Source organism: Caulobacter sp. 602-1, assembly GCF_003931565.1.
Classification (GTDB): Bacteria; Pseudomonadota; Alphaproteobacteria; order Caulobacterales; family Caulobacteraceae; genus Caulobacter.
The window spans coordinates 118,893-135,198 of record NZ_RRYI01000003.1 but is presented as its reverse complement, the minus strand read 5'-3'; the positions used below and the strand labels follow the sequence as shown (position 1 = coordinate 135,198).

At 68.5% G+C, this 16,306-nt stretch carries 14 protein-coding genes; 11 read left to right on the top strand and 3 right to left on the bottom strand.

All coding sequences use genetic code 11. The features are described from left to right. Window positions 1-129 precede the first annotated feature (129 nt). The 10 genes from EIK80_RS09650 (at window position 130) to EIK80_RS09605 (ending at window position 9,772) form a co-directional block, all read left to right on the top strand. A complete protein-coding gene (locus tag EIK80_RS09650) occupies window positions 130-1,122 on the top strand; it encodes a helix-turn-helix domain-containing protein (protein WP_125156779.1) in 993 nt (330 codons plus the stop codon). Then, window positions 1,122-2,618 (top strand): NAD-dependent succinate-semialdehyde dehydrogenase, encoded by a 1,497-nt coding sequence (locus EIK80_RS09645; RefSeq protein ID WP_370450212.1) that lies wholly within the window; start codon window positions 1,122-1,124, stop codon window positions 2,616-2,618. Before EIK80_RS09650 ends, EIK80_RS09645 begins: the two co-directional genes overlap by 1 nt. Before the next feature lie 18 nt (window positions 2,619-2,636). Continuing rightward, the gene (locus tag EIK80_RS09640) at window positions 2,637-3,572 is read left to right on the top strand and encodes a 3-keto-5-aminohexanoate cleavage protein (protein WP_125156777.1); all 936 of its coding nucleotides are present in this window, start codon (window positions 2,637-2,639) and stop codon (window positions 3,570-3,572) included. Window positions 3,573-3,593: 21 nt separating this feature from the next. Next, complete coding sequence (locus EIK80_RS09635) at window positions 3,594-4,331, top strand: SDR family oxidoreductase (protein ID WP_125156776.1); 738 nt, start codon at window positions 3,594-3,596, stop codon at window positions 4,329-4,331. A 2-nt stretch (window positions 4,332-4,333) separates the two neighbouring features. Beyond that, window positions 4,334-5,182 carry an amidohydrolase gene (locus EIK80_RS09630; RefSeq protein ID WP_233586525.1) on the top strand — a complete coding sequence of 283 codons (849 nt, stop codon included), beginning with the start codon at window positions 4,334-4,336 and terminating at the stop codon, window positions 5,180-5,182. Between the two features lie 124 nt (window positions 5,183-5,306). Continuing rightward, on the top strand, window positions 5,307-6,635 hold the full coding sequence (locus tag EIK80_RS09625; RefSeq protein ID WP_125156775.1) for an MFS transporter: 1,329 nt from the start codon (window positions 5,307-5,309) through the stop codon (window positions 6,633-6,635). Between the two features lie 23 nt (window positions 6,636-6,658). Further along, the gene (locus tag EIK80_RS09620; RefSeq protein ID WP_125156774.1) at window positions 6,659-7,105 is read left to right on the top strand and encodes a nuclear transport factor 2 family protein; all 447 of its coding nucleotides are present in this window, start codon (window positions 6,659-6,661) and stop codon (window positions 7,103-7,105) included. A gap of 26 nt (window positions 7,106-7,131) precedes the next feature. Next, window positions 7,132-8,073 (top strand): hypothetical protein, encoded by a 942-nt coding sequence (locus EIK80_RS09615; RefSeq protein ID WP_125156773.1) that lies wholly within the window; start codon window positions 7,132-7,134, stop codon window positions 8,071-8,073. Further along, entirely contained in the window at window positions 8,073-8,858 is a 786-nt protein-coding gene (locus EIK80_RS09610; RefSeq protein ID WP_125156772.1) for an HpcH/HpaI aldolase/citrate lyase family protein, read from the top strand. Before EIK80_RS09615 ends, EIK80_RS09610 begins: the two co-directional genes overlap by 1 nt. Next, window positions 8,858-9,772 (top strand): amidohydrolase, encoded by a 915-nt coding sequence (locus tag EIK80_RS09605; RefSeq protein ID WP_125156771.1) that lies wholly within the window; start codon window positions 8,858-8,860, stop codon window positions 9,770-9,772. Before EIK80_RS09610 ends, EIK80_RS09605 begins: the two co-directional genes overlap by 1 nt. Window positions 9,773-9,867: 95 nt before the next feature. On the opposite strand, the gene EIK80_RS09600 is transcribed toward EIK80_RS09605, so the two are convergent. Both EIK80_RS09600 and EIK80_RS09595 read right to left on the bottom strand, forming a co-directional pair. Then, complete coding sequence (locus EIK80_RS09600; protein ID WP_125156770.1) at window positions 9,868-10,476, bottom strand: hemerythrin domain-containing protein; 609 nt, start codon at window positions 10,474-10,476, stop codon at window positions 9,868-9,870. Between the two features lie 237 nt (window positions 10,477-10,713). Further along, the gene (locus tag EIK80_RS09595; protein WP_125156769.1) at window positions 10,714-11,952 is read right to left on the bottom strand and encodes an FAD-binding oxidoreductase; all 1,239 of its coding nucleotides are present in this window, start codon (window positions 11,950-11,952) and stop codon (window positions 10,714-10,716) included. A 218-nt stretch (window positions 11,953-12,170) separates the two neighbouring features. Here EIK80_RS09595 and EIK80_RS09590 point away from each other — a divergent pair, with 218 nt between their 5' ends. After that, entirely contained in the window at window positions 12,171-14,756 is a 2,586-nt protein-coding gene (locus EIK80_RS09590) for a glycosyl hydrolase 115 family protein (RefSeq protein WP_125156768.1), read from the top strand. 14 nt (window positions 14,757-14,770) lie between these two features. On the opposite strand, the gene EIK80_RS09585 is transcribed toward EIK80_RS09590, so the two are convergent. Beyond that, window positions 14,771-16,132 carry a hypothetical protein gene (locus EIK80_RS09585; protein WP_125156767.1) on the bottom strand — a complete coding sequence of 454 codons (1,362 nt, stop codon included), beginning with the start codon at window positions 16,130-16,132 and terminating at the stop codon, window positions 14,771-14,773. Window positions 16,133-16,306 lie beyond the last annotated feature (174 nt).

Sequence of the window (16,306 nt, the reverse complement as noted above, 5' to 3'; positions counted from 1 at the left end):
GTCGCACATGCCTGTAGCGGCACAAAAAACGCGTGAAGGCGACAACAGCGAAATAGCGCTTCTCATATTTCCTATATGATATAGGAAAGAGGTGAGGGAGGGCACGCTCCCGGCTAGGGGAGGCGCCGAATGAACGTCTTCAACACCAATGATCTGACGGGGCGCGCCGCGCCTGGCGGCTGGACGGGCCTGTTCGCCAGCCAGATCGAGGCCATGGATTTCAAGCCGGCCAAGCCCGACGCCTTCATGGCCGAGCTGGCCGGCAGCGACCTGGGACCGTTGCACATCGCGCGGCTGACCTGCGGCCGCACCACGATCGAGCGCGGCGCCGCCCAGATCGCCCACAAGACCGCCTCGACCTATCTGCTGATGCTACAGGTGCGCGGCGAGGCCGAGGTCAGCCACTACGGCAACACCGCGACCCTGGGCGAGGGGGACTTTGTCCTCTGCGACAGCGCCGCGCCGCTGAAGATCCGCTTTTCCGGCGATGTCGAGACCTTGATCCTCAAGGTCGCGGCCTCGACCCTGAAGGAGCATCTGCCGTCGCCCGAAGGGTTCTGCGGACGCGCCCTGCGCGCCGACGAGGGGTTGACCGCGGCGGCCGCCGCCATGGCGCTGAACCTGTTCGGCCGCCTGGAGGCGGGCCTGTCGCTGCACTACCAGGACCGCGTTGCGCGCCAGTTGCTCGACATCGTCGCCACGGCTTACGCCCTGGCTTTCGACACCTCCAACGCCCGCTCGTCGGTGGTTAGCGGCCGTTGCGCCGCGGTGAAGCTCTATATCGAGCACCACCTGCGCGATCCCGAGCTGACGCCCTGCGCCGTGGCGGCCGGCACAAAGCTCTCGACGCGTTACCTGCGGATGATCTTCGCCAGCGAGAACGAGACGGTGTCGGCCTACATCCTGCGCCGGCGGCTGGAGCAATGCGCCCGTCAGATCGCCGATCCGGCCTGGCGCGGCCATTCGATGACCGAGATCGCCTTCGGCTGGGGCTTCAACAGCGCCCCGCACTTCACCCGCACCTTCCGGGATCGCTTCGGCCTGCCGCCGCGCGAATACCGGCGGCTGAAGCTGGAGGAAGAAGGCGGGGCCTTCGGCGCGCGGACGCGTCGCGCCGCCTGATGCAACGTACAGACATGGGGTTGAGCTTGACCACGATGGAAGCCCGCCGGGCGTCTCTTGCGCGACCGGAGCTGCTCCGCTCGCAAGCCTATTACGCGGGCGCATGGCGGAGCGGGGAGGGTGGCGAGACGGTCGCGGTGACCGATCCATTCTCCGGCGAGACCCTGGCCGAGGTGGCCTCGGTGGGCGAGCCAGAGATCCGGGCCGCCATCGCGGCGGCGCAGACGGCGTTCGCGACCTGGTCGCGGACCCTGAACCGCGACCGCGGCCTGCTGCTGCGCCGCTGGCTGGAGCTGATCGAGCGCGACAAGGAGGACCTGGCCCGCCTGATCACCCTGGAGAACGGCAAGCCCCTGAAGGAGGCTCGGGCCGAGGTCGCCTATGGCTCCAGCTTCATCGAGGTCTATGCCGACATGGCCGCCGGCATCCTCGGCGAGATCCTCCCGCCCAACGCCCCAGGCCGTCGGCTGATGGCCGAGCGCGAGCCGGTCGGGGTGTGCGCGGCGATCACGCCGTGGAACTTCCCGATGGCCATGCTGACGCGCAAGATCGCGCCGGCCCTCGCGGCGGGCTGCACGATGGTCTGCAAGCCGGCCAGCGAGACGCCGCTGACGGCTCTGGCCCTGGCCGCCCTGGCCGAGGAAGCGGGGATTCCGCCGGGCGTGCTCAGCGTGCTGGTCAGCGCCCCGGCCCTGTTCGGCGACATCGTCACCGCCTCGAGCGTGGTGCGGAAGATCACCTTCACCGGCTCCACGCCCGTGGGGGCCAAGCTGATGGCGGCCTCGGCCCCGACCATCAAGCGCCTGTCGCTGGAGCTTGGCGGCAACGCGCCGCTGCTGGTCTTCGACGACGCCGACCTCGACGCGGCCGTCGAGACGGCCATGGTCGCCAAGTTCCGCAACGGCGGCCAGAGCTGCATCGCGGCCAACAGGATCTATGTCCAGCGCGGGATCCACGACGCCTTCCTGGCGGCCTTCCAGGCCCGGATCGAGGCGATGAAGGTCGGCGACGGCCTCGACCCGGCCACCGATATCGGGCCGCTGATCAGCGCCCGGGCGGTCGAGAAGGTCGAGCGCCACCTCGACGAGGCGATGGCCGGCGGCGCGCGCCTGGTCACGGGCGGCAAGGCCGACGGCGGCTTGCTCTCGCCTCCGACCCTGGTGGCCGACGTCGCCAGCGACGCCCTGCTGACCCGTGAAGAGACCTTCGGTCCGCTGGCGGGGGTGATCCCGTTCCGGACCTACGACCAGGCGATCGCCCGGGCCAACGACACGCCCTTCGGTCTGGCGGCCTATGTCTGTTCGACCCGGCCGGAGACCATCGCCCGCGCCGGGCGCGACCTGGAGACCGGCATGGTCGGGATCAACACCGGCCTGATCTCGACGGCCGCCGCGCCGTTCGGCGGCGTCAAGTCGTCCGGGATCGGCCGCGAGGGCTCGCACCACGGCCTCAGCGAGTATCTGAACTACAAGTATCTGTGCCAGGCTGGCCTGTAGGTCGGGGGAGCGTCGACGATGCGTCAGAACAAGAAGATCATCATCACCTGCGCGCCGACCGGCTCGATTCACACGCCGTCGATGTCGCCGCACCTGCCGATCACGCCGACCCAGATCGCCGACGCGGCCATCGAGGCCGCGGCGGCCGGCGCCTCGATCCTGCACCTGCACGCGCGGGATCCGATCGACGGCCGTCCCAGCCCGTCGGCGGAGCACTTCGGCGCCTTCCTGCCGCGGATCAAGCAGGCGACCGACGCGGTGATCAACATCTCGACCGGCGGCAGCTCGACCATGACCCTGGACGCGCGGCTGGAGGCGGCGTTCGCCTTCAAGCCCGAGGTCTGCTCGCTGAACATGGGCCCGCTGATCTTCGACTTCAGCGGCGCCGCCTCGCGCGTCGAGACCTGGCGGCATCCTTGGGAGCGCGAGTACGTCGAAACCTCGCGCGGCCGGATCATGTACAACGACAATGTCTATATCGAGCGCATCATGCGCGAGATCGGCCAAGGTCTCGGCACGCGGTTCGAGTTCGAGTGCTACGACATCGGCCATCTCTACACGCTCGCGCATTTCGCCGAGCGCGGGCTGATCAAGCCGCCGTTCCTGATCCAGGGCGTGTTCGGCATCCTGGGCGGCATCGGGCCGGACGTGCGCAACCTGGCCCACATGGTCACGGTGGCCGACAGCCTGTTCGGCGACGACTACGTGTTCTCCGCCTTCGCCGCCGGCCGTCACCAGATGCCGTTCTGCACCCAGAGCGCGCTCCTGGGCGGCAACGTTCGGGTCGGGCTGGAGGACAGCCTCTATATCGGCCGCGGCGAGCTGGCCAAATCCAACGCCGAGCAGGTCACCAAGATCCGCACCATCATCGAGGCCTTGGGCCTGGATGTCGCCAAGCCCGACGAGGCCCGCCAGATGCTGGACCTCAAGGGCGGCGACGCGGTCGGCTTCTAGAACACCGGAAGGAACGAAATCATGACGGACAAGGGCGTCTTTCTGGTGACGGGCGGAAGCCGCGGGATCGGCGAGGCGATCGCCCGCTCGGCGGCGGCGGAAGGCTATTTCGTGCTGCTGACCTATGTCGGCCAGGCCGATAGGGCGCGGGGCGTGGTCGAGGCGATCCAGGCGGCGGGCGGCCGGGCCGCGGCCGTGCAGGCCGACACGGGTGTCCCGGCCGATGTGGCGCGGATGTTCGAGGCGGCGGATCAACATGGCCGGCTCTCGGCCCTGGTCTACAACGGCGGCATCACGGGCGGCGTCGGCCTGCTGGCCGATCAGACCGACGACACCCTGGCCCAAGTCATCGCCGTCAACCTGACCGGCGCGCTGATCAGCTGCCGCGAGGCGGTCAAGCGGATGTCGACGCGACTGGGCGGGCAGGGCGGCTCGATCGTCCTGCTGTCCTCGCGCGCCGCGACGCTGGGCTCGCCGAACCAGCACCTGTGGTACGCCGCCTCGAAGGGCGGGGTCGACAGCCTCAATCTCGGCCTGGCTCGCGAGGTGGCGGGCGAGGGAATCCGCGTCAACTGCGTCTCACCGGGCCCGATCGCCACCGAGATCCACGCGCCCGGCCGCCTGGAGGCGATCCGCGACTCCCTGCCGATGAAGCGCGAGGGCACGCCCGAGGAAGTGGCCGCCGCCGTGATGTTCCTGGTGTCGGACGCGGCGTCGTACGTGGCCGCCGCCAATATCGAAGTCGCGGGCGCGCGCTGACCGTGGTGGTCTCCTCTGACCTTGGCGCGCCCATCGTCGACTGCCACGCGCACGTCTTCACGCGGGATCTGCCGCTGATCGCGGACGCCTGGAACGCTCCGGCCTACGACTACACGCCCCAGGACTATCTGGCCGAGCTGGACCGCCAGGGCGTCCATTTCGGCGTCCTGTCGGGCCTGAGCATCTCCGGGACCTACAACGAGTACACGATCGCGGCCGCCAAGCTGAGCCCGCGGCTGCGGGCGACCGCGATCGTCGCGCCGGACACCGACCCCCATGTGCTGCGCCGGATGCGCGACGATGGCGTGGTCGGGATCCGCTTCCAGCTGGTCCGCAAGGCCGTGCTGCCGGACTTCGCCGACGAGGCTCACCGCCTGCTGCTGCGCCGCGTGCGCGATCTCGACTGGCACGTCCACGTGGCCATCGAGGGCGAGCGGATGCAGCCGACCCTGGCGGCGCTGGAGGCCTCGGGCGTGAAGCTGGTGCTGGACCACTTCGCCCATCCCGAGCCTGAAAAGGGCATTGCCTGTCCGGGCTTCCAGTCGGCCATCGACGCCGTGCAGCGCGGCAAGGTCTGGATCAAGCTGGCCGCCGGCTTTCGGCTTGGCGGACCGGACGCCTGGCGCGACCCCGACCTGCCGCGCGCCGAAGCCATCGCTCAGGCCGCCGCCGCCGAGCTGATGACCCGGGTCGGGCCCGAGCGCCTGCTCTGGGGCAGCGACGCGCCGTTCGTCGGCTACGAGGGGTGCATGACCTACGACCGCGCCCTGGCGCAGCTTCGGGCCTGGGCGCCGGACCCGGCCACGCGGCGCGCGCTGTCGGATGCGGCGCTGCGCTTCTACTTCGCCTGAGACGGCAAATTTCGGCGCCCGCCGGGACAAGTCCCCGGGCGCTCGCACGATACCCTGGATCGGATACGGTCCGGACCAACAAGAGACGCGGGACCTCCCGCGCGGAGCATAGGATGGAACGCCCATGATGGCCTGGTACCGCGAGGCGGACCGCAAGACCCGGCGCGTCTTCTGGACGTGCGGCGCCGGCTGGGCGATGGACAGCGCCGACGGTCTGGTCTTCCAGTACATGATCCCGGTCCTGGTGGTCGCCTTCGGGATGACCCTGACCGAAGCCAGCTACATCGCCAGCGCCAACTATGTCGCCGCCGCCATCGGCGGTTGGCTGGGCGGCTGGCTCAGCGACCGGTTCGGCCGGGCCCGCATCCTGCAGCTGACCATCCTGTGGTTCTCGTTCTTCTCGTTCGTCTCGGGCTTCGCGCAGAACTACGAGCAGCTGTTCGCCGCGCGGATCCTGCAGGGGATCGGCTTCGGGGCTGAATGGGCGGTCGGGGCTGTGCTGCTGGGCGAGATGATCTCCGCCAAGCACCGGGGCAAGGCGCTGGGCGTCGTGCACAGCGGCGCGGCGATCGGCTCGGGGATCGCGGCCCTGCTGGCTGGCCCGTTCGCGGCGATGTTCCCGGCCGACATCGGCTGGCGGGCGGTGTTCTGGATCGGCCTGCTGCCGGCGCTGCTGGTGTTCTTCGTCCGTCGGGGCTCCGACGATCCCGAAATCTACCGCGCCGCCCAGCAGCGCGCCGCCGAAACCGGCCGCAGGCCGATGATCGCCGACATCTTCGGCAAGCGCGTCCTGCGCACCACCTTCCTGGCCTCGCTGCTGTCGCTGGGCACGCAGGGCGCGGCCTTCGCCATCAGCGCCTACTTGACCAGCTTCCTCACCCTGGAGCGCCACATGAGCGTCTCCCTGGCCGGGACCTGCGTGATGATCAACAGCGCCGGCGGCTTCTTCGGCTTCCTGGTCAACGCCTACATCTCCGACAGGATCGGACGTCGCGGCGCCTTCCGTCTGTTCGGCGCCGGCTTCATCCTGTCGGCGGCGATCTATCTGTTCGCCCCGGTCGGCGGCTCCGCCGCGTTCCTGATCCCGGCCGGCTTCGTCTACGGCTTCTTCCAGTTCGGCATCTACGCTTCGTTCGGGCCGTACTTCACCGAACTTTTCCCGACCGAGGTGCGCGCAACGGGCCAGGCCTTCGCCTACAACCTGGGCCGCGGCGGCAGCGCGCTGCTGATCACCGGCGTGGCGCTTCTGGCCAAGACCCTGCCGCTGAGCGTGGCCATGGCGGCGCTGGCGATCCTGGCCATGACCGGCTCGTTCCTGACCACCCTGCTGCTGCCCGAGACGGTCGGCCGCGAACTGCACAGCCTGGGCGACGACCCCGCCGCCGAGGCGGCGGGCAAGCAACAGAGCCCTGTCGAGCAAGACGCCGCCGGCGCGACCAATACGGTCGGCTGAGACCTTTCTTAAGGACCCGATAGATGTACGATCCCAAGCTTGCCGAACTGACCTTCGAGCTGCAGCAGCAACTGGCCGACTACTGGCACGAAATCGACACCAACGGCGGCCGCGAGGCCCACAGCTACTACACCGACGACGCCGTCTTCCACGGCCAGAAGGCCTCCTACGAGGGCAAAGAGAAGATCCAGGCCTTCTACGACTGGCGCATCGCCCAGGGGCCGCGTCTGGCCGTGCACAGCTTCACCAATTTCCGCGCCTGGTTCACCGGCGAGGATACGGCCGAGAGCAGCTGCTATCTCTTCCTGTACGCCGCCAACGGCGAGAAGATCCTGCCCAGCGCGCCGCCGATCTCGATCTCGATGGCCACCGACAAATACCAGCGCGTCGGCGACCGCTGGCTCTGCACCTACCGCCGGTTCGAGCACTGGTTCGAGGGCGACACGCCCATCACCAACCCGAAGCTCTGATTAGCGTCCAGAAGAGAGGCCGACAGATGTCAACCATGTACGCCGACGCGGACCCCCGCTCGAAGCTGGCGACCGCGACGGCCGCCGCCACCCCGACCACCACCGACGGCTTCGGCGCCTCGTCCTACGCCCTGTTCGGCGAGAGCCCGCCGCAGATCGACGACGAGACCGGCCGCACCTGGCTGACGCGCGGGGCCAACTTCATCGTCGCCTACACCCTGGCCAAGCCGGGCGCGGTGCTGGAGCGCAGGGGCCAGGTCGACGAATACGTCCTGCTGATCGAGTCGCCGGAGCCCTGGGCGCTGATCAAGGCTGGCGGTGAGACGGTCGAGGTGACGGGTGAGCACATCGCCTTCATCCCACCGGGCGACAGCCGCATCGAACTGCCCGAGGGCGGCGAAATCGTGCGGCTGTTCACCACGGCTTCCCAGGACCTGGCAGCCCTCTGCTCGAACGCGGAAACCTACGCCGCGGGCGCGCCGCACATCCCGCCGCTGGTTCGTTGGCCCGACCCGCCGGGCGGCTTCAAGGTTCGCAAGTATTCGCTGAACGTGCCCGCCCAGGAGGGGCGTTTCGGTCGGATCTGGCGCTGCACGACCTTCATGATCAACGTGTTCGAGCCGGCCGCGCCGCGCGATCCCAACAAGCTGTCGCCGCACTTCCACGACGACTTCGAGCAAGGGTCGCTGGCGATGGGCGGCAGCTTCGTCCACCACCTCCGCTGGCCCTGGACCGCGAAGCTGTCGGACTGGCGCGACGACGAGCACGTGACCTGTCCGGCGCCGTCGATCGCGGTGATCCCGGCCCGGGCGATCCACACCTCCGCCTCGGTCGCGCCGGGCATGGGCAACCTGCTGGTCGACATCTTCAGCCCGCCGCGCAAGGACTTCTCGGACATGGCCGGGTGGGTGCTGAACGCCGACGACTATCCCGCGCCGGCCCATTCTGCTTCTGGGGCGGAGGCCTGATGCATCCGCACAGTGAAATCCAGCGACGTTTCCGCCAGCGGCTGGAGGGGCGTGAGCGGCTGCTGGGCACGTTCCTGAAGACCGCCACCGGCCATGCGACCGAGATCCTCGGCGGGGCCGGCTTCGACTTCGTGGTGGTGGACGCCGAGCACGCGCCATTCTCCGCCGGCGACATCGACCTGATGATGCTGGCCGCCCGCGCGGCGGGGATCCCCAGCGTGGTCCGCGTCGCGTCCAGCGACGAGCATCACCTGCTGCAAGCCCTGGACTGCGGCGCGGCCGGCGTGCTGACGCCACACGTGACCAGCGCCGCCAAGCTTCGCGAGATCGTCTCGGCCTGCCGCTATCATGGCGGCGCGCGAGGCTTTTCCAACTCGCCGCGTGCGGGGGAATATGGGGCGCGAGGCTTCGCCGACCACATGGCCAATGCCGACGCCTCGACGTCGATCATCGCCATGATCGAGGATCCAGAGGCCATCGATCAGCTGGACGAGATCTTCACGGTCGAGGGACTGACGGCGGCTTTCATCGGACGCGGCGACCTGTCGGCCCGACTGGGCGCGCCGAACGTCAGCGACCCTACGATCGCCGCCGCGGTGGCGCGGATCACCGAGGCGGCGCGGCGCCACAACATCCCGCTGATCGCCCATGTCGGCTCGGGCGCCGATCCCGACATCGCGCGCCTGGGCGAAGCGGGCGTGACAGGCTTCCTGGTGTCCTCGGACCAGGGCCTGTTGCGGCAGGGCGCCTTGGCCGCCCGAAAGGCTTTCGACGGTCAGGCCTGATGGACAAGCTTTTCGACACCCACGCCCATCTGATCGCCGACGACTGGACCCGCTACCAGGCCCGGCCGTTCACGCCTGACCTGCCGGTCCCAGACCGTCCGAACTACAGCGTCACGGTCGACGCCCTGATCGGCATGATGGACGCGCACCACGTGGAACGCGCTTGCCTGGTCCAGCGCGGCCACGTCTACGGCTACGACAACAGCTACATCCTGGACGCCGCGCACGAGCATCCCGGGCGGCTACATCCCGTCGTCATCCTGGACACCCAGGACCCTCAGACCCCGGCGCTGTATCGCGAGATGGTCCGCGACCATCACTGCCGAGGCTTCCGGATGGCCAACGCGCGGCCCTGGCTGCTGGACACCGCCTGGATGAGCTCGCCGGCGGCCATGGAGGTCTGGAAGACCTGCGCCGATCTCGGCACGCCGATGACCATGATCATGTTCATGAACCAGCTGCCCTATCTGCTGCCGCTGGTGAGGATCATCGCCAGGCAGTTTCGGGATCTGCCGATCCTGCTCGACCACGGCGCCATGCCGTTCGGCATGACCCAGTACGAGGTCAAGCTGGCGGAGGAGGCGGGCGAGACGGTGGTCATGCCGCCAGCGCCGGACTTCGGCATCGATCGTACGATCAAGATCTTCGAGGACGTGCCGAACGTCCACTTCAAGATCACCGAGATCAATTTCGAGCGCTGCGTCGCCGCGGACGTGCGCGCCGCCCGGATCGTGCGGCGCATGGTCGACAGCTTCGGCCCCGACCGCCTGGTATGGGGCTCGGATATCGGCCAGAGCATGCGCTGGACCTATGCCGAGAAGACGCGGATGGCCCGGGAGGCGGCCGATTTTCTGAGCCCGGACGAGCGTCGCAACGTCCTGCACGACAACGCGGCCCGTCTTTACAGCCTTTAGACCGTCGACGCTCCGAAAATGGACTGGCGGCTAGCGGACGCGGATGTGTGGCTGCCGGAAGAGAAGCAAGGGCGCCTTCTGACGCTGCGACGACGCTAAGCGATAGGCTTTAGCGCGATTTTCTTCTCGATCACCGCAGCCGCCTTTTCGGCTTTCTTCCTGCGGTTGAACACCTTCTGCATGTAGCGCTGATCCTGCTCGGATAGCGTCTTCTCGGCTTCAACAAACTGCTCGGTCTCTTCTTCGAGGATGTGTTCGAGATACTCTTCCTTGAGAGCCGCGAAATGGGTGAGCCAGCCGGGCGACGAGATGTCTCGGGCAGCGGCGTCCGCCATCAGCTTGTCCAACTTGTGATGGTCGCCCACCGCGTGCCGCGCGAACTCGGTCGTCTCGGGGTTGCGCATGACGGTGGACCACAGCGCTTGCTCCTCGGCCGCGGCGTGGCCGTGAACGTCTCGAACAAATTCTTCAAACAGCGTCTTTCGCGCGGGATCGTTCGGGCTGGTGGCGTCGATCATCGCCAACAGAGCGCGATGCTTGTCGTGGTCCTCGACAAGTCGGCCGAAAATCGCGGGATTACCGCGAAACTTCGTGGCCGGCGTCGAGCCAATCCGAACCGGCACCTTCGGAGCGACAGAGCGCGCCTGCGCGACCGCCGCGGCCTTTGCCGCTGTCTGCTTTGCTTGGCTCGCGGGTCTGGTCATGGATGCTCCTGAAGTCGCGCTATGAACGGGGCATGCCGCAGGCGCGGCGGCTCAACGGGCTCGCCCCAGGAAACGCATGACTTCCGCGAAAGCTGCGCTGCGGCTGACTTCGGAATTCAGTCGCGGCGATCCCTCCTGAGTGAATCGCTACGCACCACGGCCCGGCATCGGGATCTGACGCGGACCGTGTGCTCAGGCGGGAGATCAAGCGCTGGGTCGGCCCAGCCGCTCGCGGGGTCATGCGGCGCCAGCGTCGCTTTTGGCCGGTCTGTAGAGATCGGCGTCCGGGTCGGTTTTGCCTCGCACCTCCGCCGCGACGATCTGCGAAGCGATGACCGAATAGGTGATGCCGTTGCCGCCGAACCCCATGACGGCCCAGGTGTGATCCATGCCCATGACGGGCCCGATGTTGGGAAGGCCGGTGGCGCTCTCGCCAAAGGCCCCGGCCCAACCGTAGTCGGTCTCGAACGCGACATCGGGCAACAGCCGCCGCAGCTTGGCGGTGATGACCTCGCGCTTGCGCTTCAGCTTGGCCTTATCCTCGTGCGCGTCCGCCGACGCCTCGTCCTCGCCGCCGACGATCAGGCGACCGTCGCCGCCCATGCGCAGATAGAGGTACGGATCGGACGCCTCCCAGACCAGCGTGCTCCTCAGCCAGGCGGGACAGCGCTGGCGCGGCTTGGACGCCATCGCCCAGGTCGAGATGATCTCCGCCCCCGGCGTCGGGACGCCCTTTGGAAACTCGTATCCGCAGCAGAACACCAGCGATCTGGCCCGCACCACATGATCGGTGTCGGTCAGCAGGGTCACTCCATCCGGATCGCTGACGGCCTTCAGCACCTCGACGGGCGACCAGACCCGCGCGCCGCGCGCCTGGGCGCGTCGTAGCAGCGCCGCCGCCAGCCGAGCCGGATCGCCGCTGGCCGAACCGCTGGAGAGGATGGCGCCGGTCCGCTCCACGCCGAACCGCTCACGCAACGCCGCGGCGTCCAAGTACCGACTATCCAGCCCGATCTCGGCGCGGGCCGCCGCCTCGGCTTCCAGCGCGCGATGGCCGTATTCGTCGCCCGCCAGATAGAGCGACGTCTTGTCCTTCAGTCCACAGACGATCCGTTCCTCGGCCACGATGCGCTTCAGGGCGTCCACGGCCTGGCGCGACCTGAGATAGGCTCGCCTGGCGTTCGCCGCGCCAATCTTCTTGGCGAGCGCCGTCAGCGGAAGATCGATCTCCCATTGCAGCAACGCCGTCGACGCCAAGGTGGAACCCATCAGCGGCGGCCGACGGTCGAGCACCGCGACCGCATGATCCTTCGACAGTTCATGGGCCATGAAGGCCCCGCTGACGCCGGCCCCGACGATGGCGACGTCGACGCTGATCGCGGCGGTCAGCGGACGCACTGGCACGCCCAACCCAGGACTGTCCGCCCAAAGCGATCGGCCGGTCCGGAGGTCGCGTTTGATCGTGGTTCCGGTCATCAGGGCCTCTCTTGGAGCGGAGGCTTAGCTCTTGAGGCTGGTTGCGGTTCCCAAGGGGGGCTGCTCATGGCGAAGGTTAGCCCCCGCGCAAGGGCGGCGGTCGCCCTTGCGCAGCCTCGGCCAAGCCCTTGTGCGCGGCGATTGTCTTGCTATGGTCTGACCTTGTGACCGAGTTGGTCAGATGATCGGCCAATCCAAGCGCCGAGCCTGGAGGAAGCGTGACCCACCACAAGTTTCTGACACCGGTGGCGTGCGCGCTCGTTCTGCTGTCCGCTCCGGCCGCGTTCGCGTGCGACACGCCTGTCAGCGTCTGCGCCACGGGCAAGCTGTCCAGCCTGGCGTTGATCCGCAAGGGCGCGCCGGCGGCGGTCTATGTCGACGCGGCGGCCGATCCGGCGGTGCGCCACGCCGCCGAGGGTCTGCGCGGCGACCTGGCGCGCGTCAGCGGCGGCGAGGCGGCCAAGGTATCGGACCTCTCCCAGGCGCGCGGCCCGATCGTGATCATCGGCGTGCTGGGCGCCAGTCCCGTCATCGACGGCTTGGTCAAGAGCGGCAAGCTGAAGGTCGAGGATCTGGCCGGTCAGTGGGAGGGCTTTCGGCAGGTGGTGGTCGAGCGGCCCGTCGCCAACGTGCCGCGCGCTCTGGTCATCGTCGGAGCCGACCGGCGTGGAGCGGTGTTCGGGACCTATGACCTGTCCGAGCGCATCGGCGTGTCGCCCTGGGCCTGGTGGGCGGACGTCCCTGTGGCGAAGAAGAGCGATCTCTTCCTGACCGCCGGAGCCCGGGCGGACCATCCGCGCGTCCGGTATCGCGGCTTCTTCATCAACGACGAGGACCCGGCCTTCAGCGGCTGGGCCAAGAAGACGTTCGGCGGGATCAACGCCGATCTCTATGCTCACGTCTTCGAGCTGACCCTGCGCCTGAAGGGCAACTACCTGTGGCCGGCCATGTGGGCGCCCAAGGCGTTCAATGACGACGATCCGCGCAACAAGGCGCTGGCGGACGAGATGGGCGTGGTCATGGGCAGCTCGCACCACGAGCCGATGACCCGGGCCCAGAGCGAATGGCATCGGAACACCGACAAGGGCGTGACCGGCGGCCGATGGGACTACGCGACCAACGGCGACAACCTTCGGACCTTCTGGCGCGGCGGCATCGAGCGGATGATGTCGAAGGGCGACGGCGCGCCGTACGAGAGCGTCGTGACCGTCGGCATGCGCGGCGACGGCGACGAGCCGATGGCCGAGGGCGCGGCGACCCAGCTCCTGGAGAAGGTCGTCGCCGACCAGCGCCAGATCATCGCCGACGTGACCGGCAAGCCGGCCGACCAGACCCCGCAGGTCTGGGCCCTCTACAAGGAGGTCCAGGACTATTACGACCACGGCATGCGGGTGCCCGATGACGTGACCCTGCTGTTCTCCGACGACAACTGGGGCCAGATCCGGCGCCTGCCGGTGGCCGGCAAGGACAAGCTGCCGCGCGCCGGCGGCTACGGCGTCTACTACCACTTCGACTACGTCGGCGGGCCGCGGAACTACAAGTGGATCAACACCAACCAGGTCGCCAAGGTCTGGCAGCAGATGGACCTGGCCTACAAGCGCCAGGCGCGGAACCTTTGGATCGTCAATGTCGGCGACATCAAGCCCATGGAGCATCCGCTCAGCTTCTTCCTGCGCATGGCCTGGAATCCCGAGGCGATGACGCCCAAGGCCCTGGCGGCCTTCCCGCGTGAGTGGGCCGGCGAGGCCTTTGGTCCGGCGCTCGGCGGCGAGATCGGCGAGGTTCTGGAGACCTATTCGACCCTCGCCGCGCGCAGGAAGCCCGAGCTGATCGACCAGGACACGTTCCCGCTGGGCCCGGACAATGGCGCGGGGCCGCTGGACGGTGGGGAATTCGGCGACATCGTCGACCGCTGGCGGGCGCTGTCGGCCAAGGTGGCGGCCATCAAGGCGCGGCTGCGGCCCGACCAGCAGGACGCCTATTTCCAGCTGGTCGAATATCCGGTGACGGCTTTCGCCAACCTCTACGAGATGTACTACGCCACGGCCTGGAACCGGCGGCTGTCGGCGCGCAACGACGCCCGCGCCAACGTCTTCGCCGACAAGGTCGAGGCCGCCTTCAAGCGTGACGCCGACCTGACCGCCCAGTACCACGCGCTGAACGGCGGCAAGTGGGACGGCATGATGAACCAGGTCCACATGAGCTATGTGATCTGGAACGATCCGACCCAGCAGACCATGCCCAGCGTCGCCCGCGTGTCGGCGGACACCCCGCCGGAAAAGCTGGCGGCCAAGGTCGTCTTCGCACGCTCGGCCGCCAGCGACCCGAACCGCGTCACGATCGAGGCCGCCAAGTTCGACCGCGCCGTGGGCGGCCAAGGCCTGACCTGGACGGTGCTGTCGAACCTTGGCCATGGCGACGCCGTGCTCGCCCTGCCGCAAGGCCGGCCCGCGACGGAGATCCGCGACGGGGTTCGCCTGGACTACGCGGTGACCGTTCCGCGCGCGGGTCCGGCCAAGGTCCGGCTGCGCTTGGCCCCGACCTTGGACGCGACGGGCGGCAAGGGGATCCGCATCGGCGTCTCGCTCGACGATGGCCCCGTGCAGGTGGTGACGTCCGATCTGGTCCCGACCCCCGGCGCGGCCGCGACGCCCCAGCAGGTCGCCTGGGTGGCGGCGGTCAAGGACCACGTCCACACGGTCGAGGCGTCGTTCCCGGACGTCGCTGCGGGCGCGCACGTGGTGAAGGTCTGGCGCCTGGACGACAACGCGGTGCTGGAAGAGGTTGTCGTCGATATGAACTGATCGGGAAATCGGCCTCAGGGCCGCCGCCGGATCGTCCAGTCGCCATCGCGCGGTGCTGGCGTCAGCGCCCAGTCTGGTTTGAGCGTCAGCGTCCAGCCGTCGCCTTTAAGACCGTCTTTCGTGGGAACGGCGCCGTTGTGCGCCACCGACAGACGCGACCAATCGCGCGAAAGAAGAGCTGCCTTCTCGACGTCGAGCACACCCCAGTCCGCCGCGGCGCGAATGACGCCATAAACGGCTCCCTCCGGCGGCAAGGGCGTCACCGTGTTGGGATCGAAGCTGAAATTCGCGCCGGAAACAGGCGCGACCAGCACGGAACCTTCCACCAGACCGGCCCTCAGGGCGGCGATGCGGGCCGACTGTTCAAGCGCCCTGGCGGCTTCCTCGGCCCGGACCGTCGCCGCCCCGTAGCGCCGACCGCTCGCCGCGAACGCCTCGTCGTCGGATGTGACCGTCAGGCCCAGGGTCTTGGATAGCATTTGGGACAAGCCCTCACGCCGGTCCCATGTCGCCTTCCAGTCCGGCGACGCCGCGTCCAGCAAAACACCGTAGGCTGGTCCGGTGTAGTAGGCGAAGGATCGCGCGTATTCGCGAACCCTGTCGCCGCGGCCCAGGTGGTCCGTCAGATGTCGGATCATCGCATCGTCGCGCGACAGAATGCGTCCGGAGTATTCGGCGAGGCCCTCGTGCCGCTCCATGGCGTCTTCGGCCGTCGCCGACTCTGGGAACCGGGCGTGCCGCCAGGCGCGGAAGGTCAGAGCGTCCCCGATGGCCACGCGCCGCTCGGTCGGATCGGTCGCGGCGAGCGCCGCCGACAGGGCGCGGAGTTCTAGGCGCAGCGATAGCCTCCCCGCCTCGGTCGCCAGTTGGGGCTGGTCGGCGTTGACCGCGGCCAACCCGATCTGGTCCTGGATGCGATGCCAGGCCTCATGCATCAGCAGGATGGAAAGCGCGGGCTCATCCTTCGGCAGGGGCGCGATAAGCATGGTCCAGACGCGGCCGTTCCAGCGCGCCGCGGTATTGGCGATCGGCACGGTGTCGGGAAGACGGCCCTTGAAGACCTCGCCATCCCGCTCGAGCGGCGCATCCGCGCCATCCATGTTGGCGATAAACTCTCGCGTCGCGGGATCGGCGATGATGATCGGACCGCAGAGGCTGACGCCCCACGCCCGCCCTTGATCAGCCTCGCAAAGGGACTGGGCATGCTCGAAGGCCGCCATGGCCAGCCCGGTGTCCAACCGCGACCGCGCCGCCGCGCCGTTGGCCGACAGCAGCAACAAGGACGCCGCCAACAAGCCGGCATATCCGCCGATGAAACGCGACGCCATGGTCTCCCCCTTTTCAGCGCTCCTCCGAAGATGCGCGGCGGGAGCCATGGTAAAGCTCGAAGCGACGACAATGTGGCGTGGCGGAGGTTCACCAGCATCAGGCGCTGGCCGATGTCCTGACGCAGCTTGGCGGCGTTGTCAGGAGGCGCGATGGGGTCCTCGGCGGCTTGGACCAGCAGGACCCGCGCGGTTCCCGCTCGCCGCCAACTCGCGAAGGGCGTC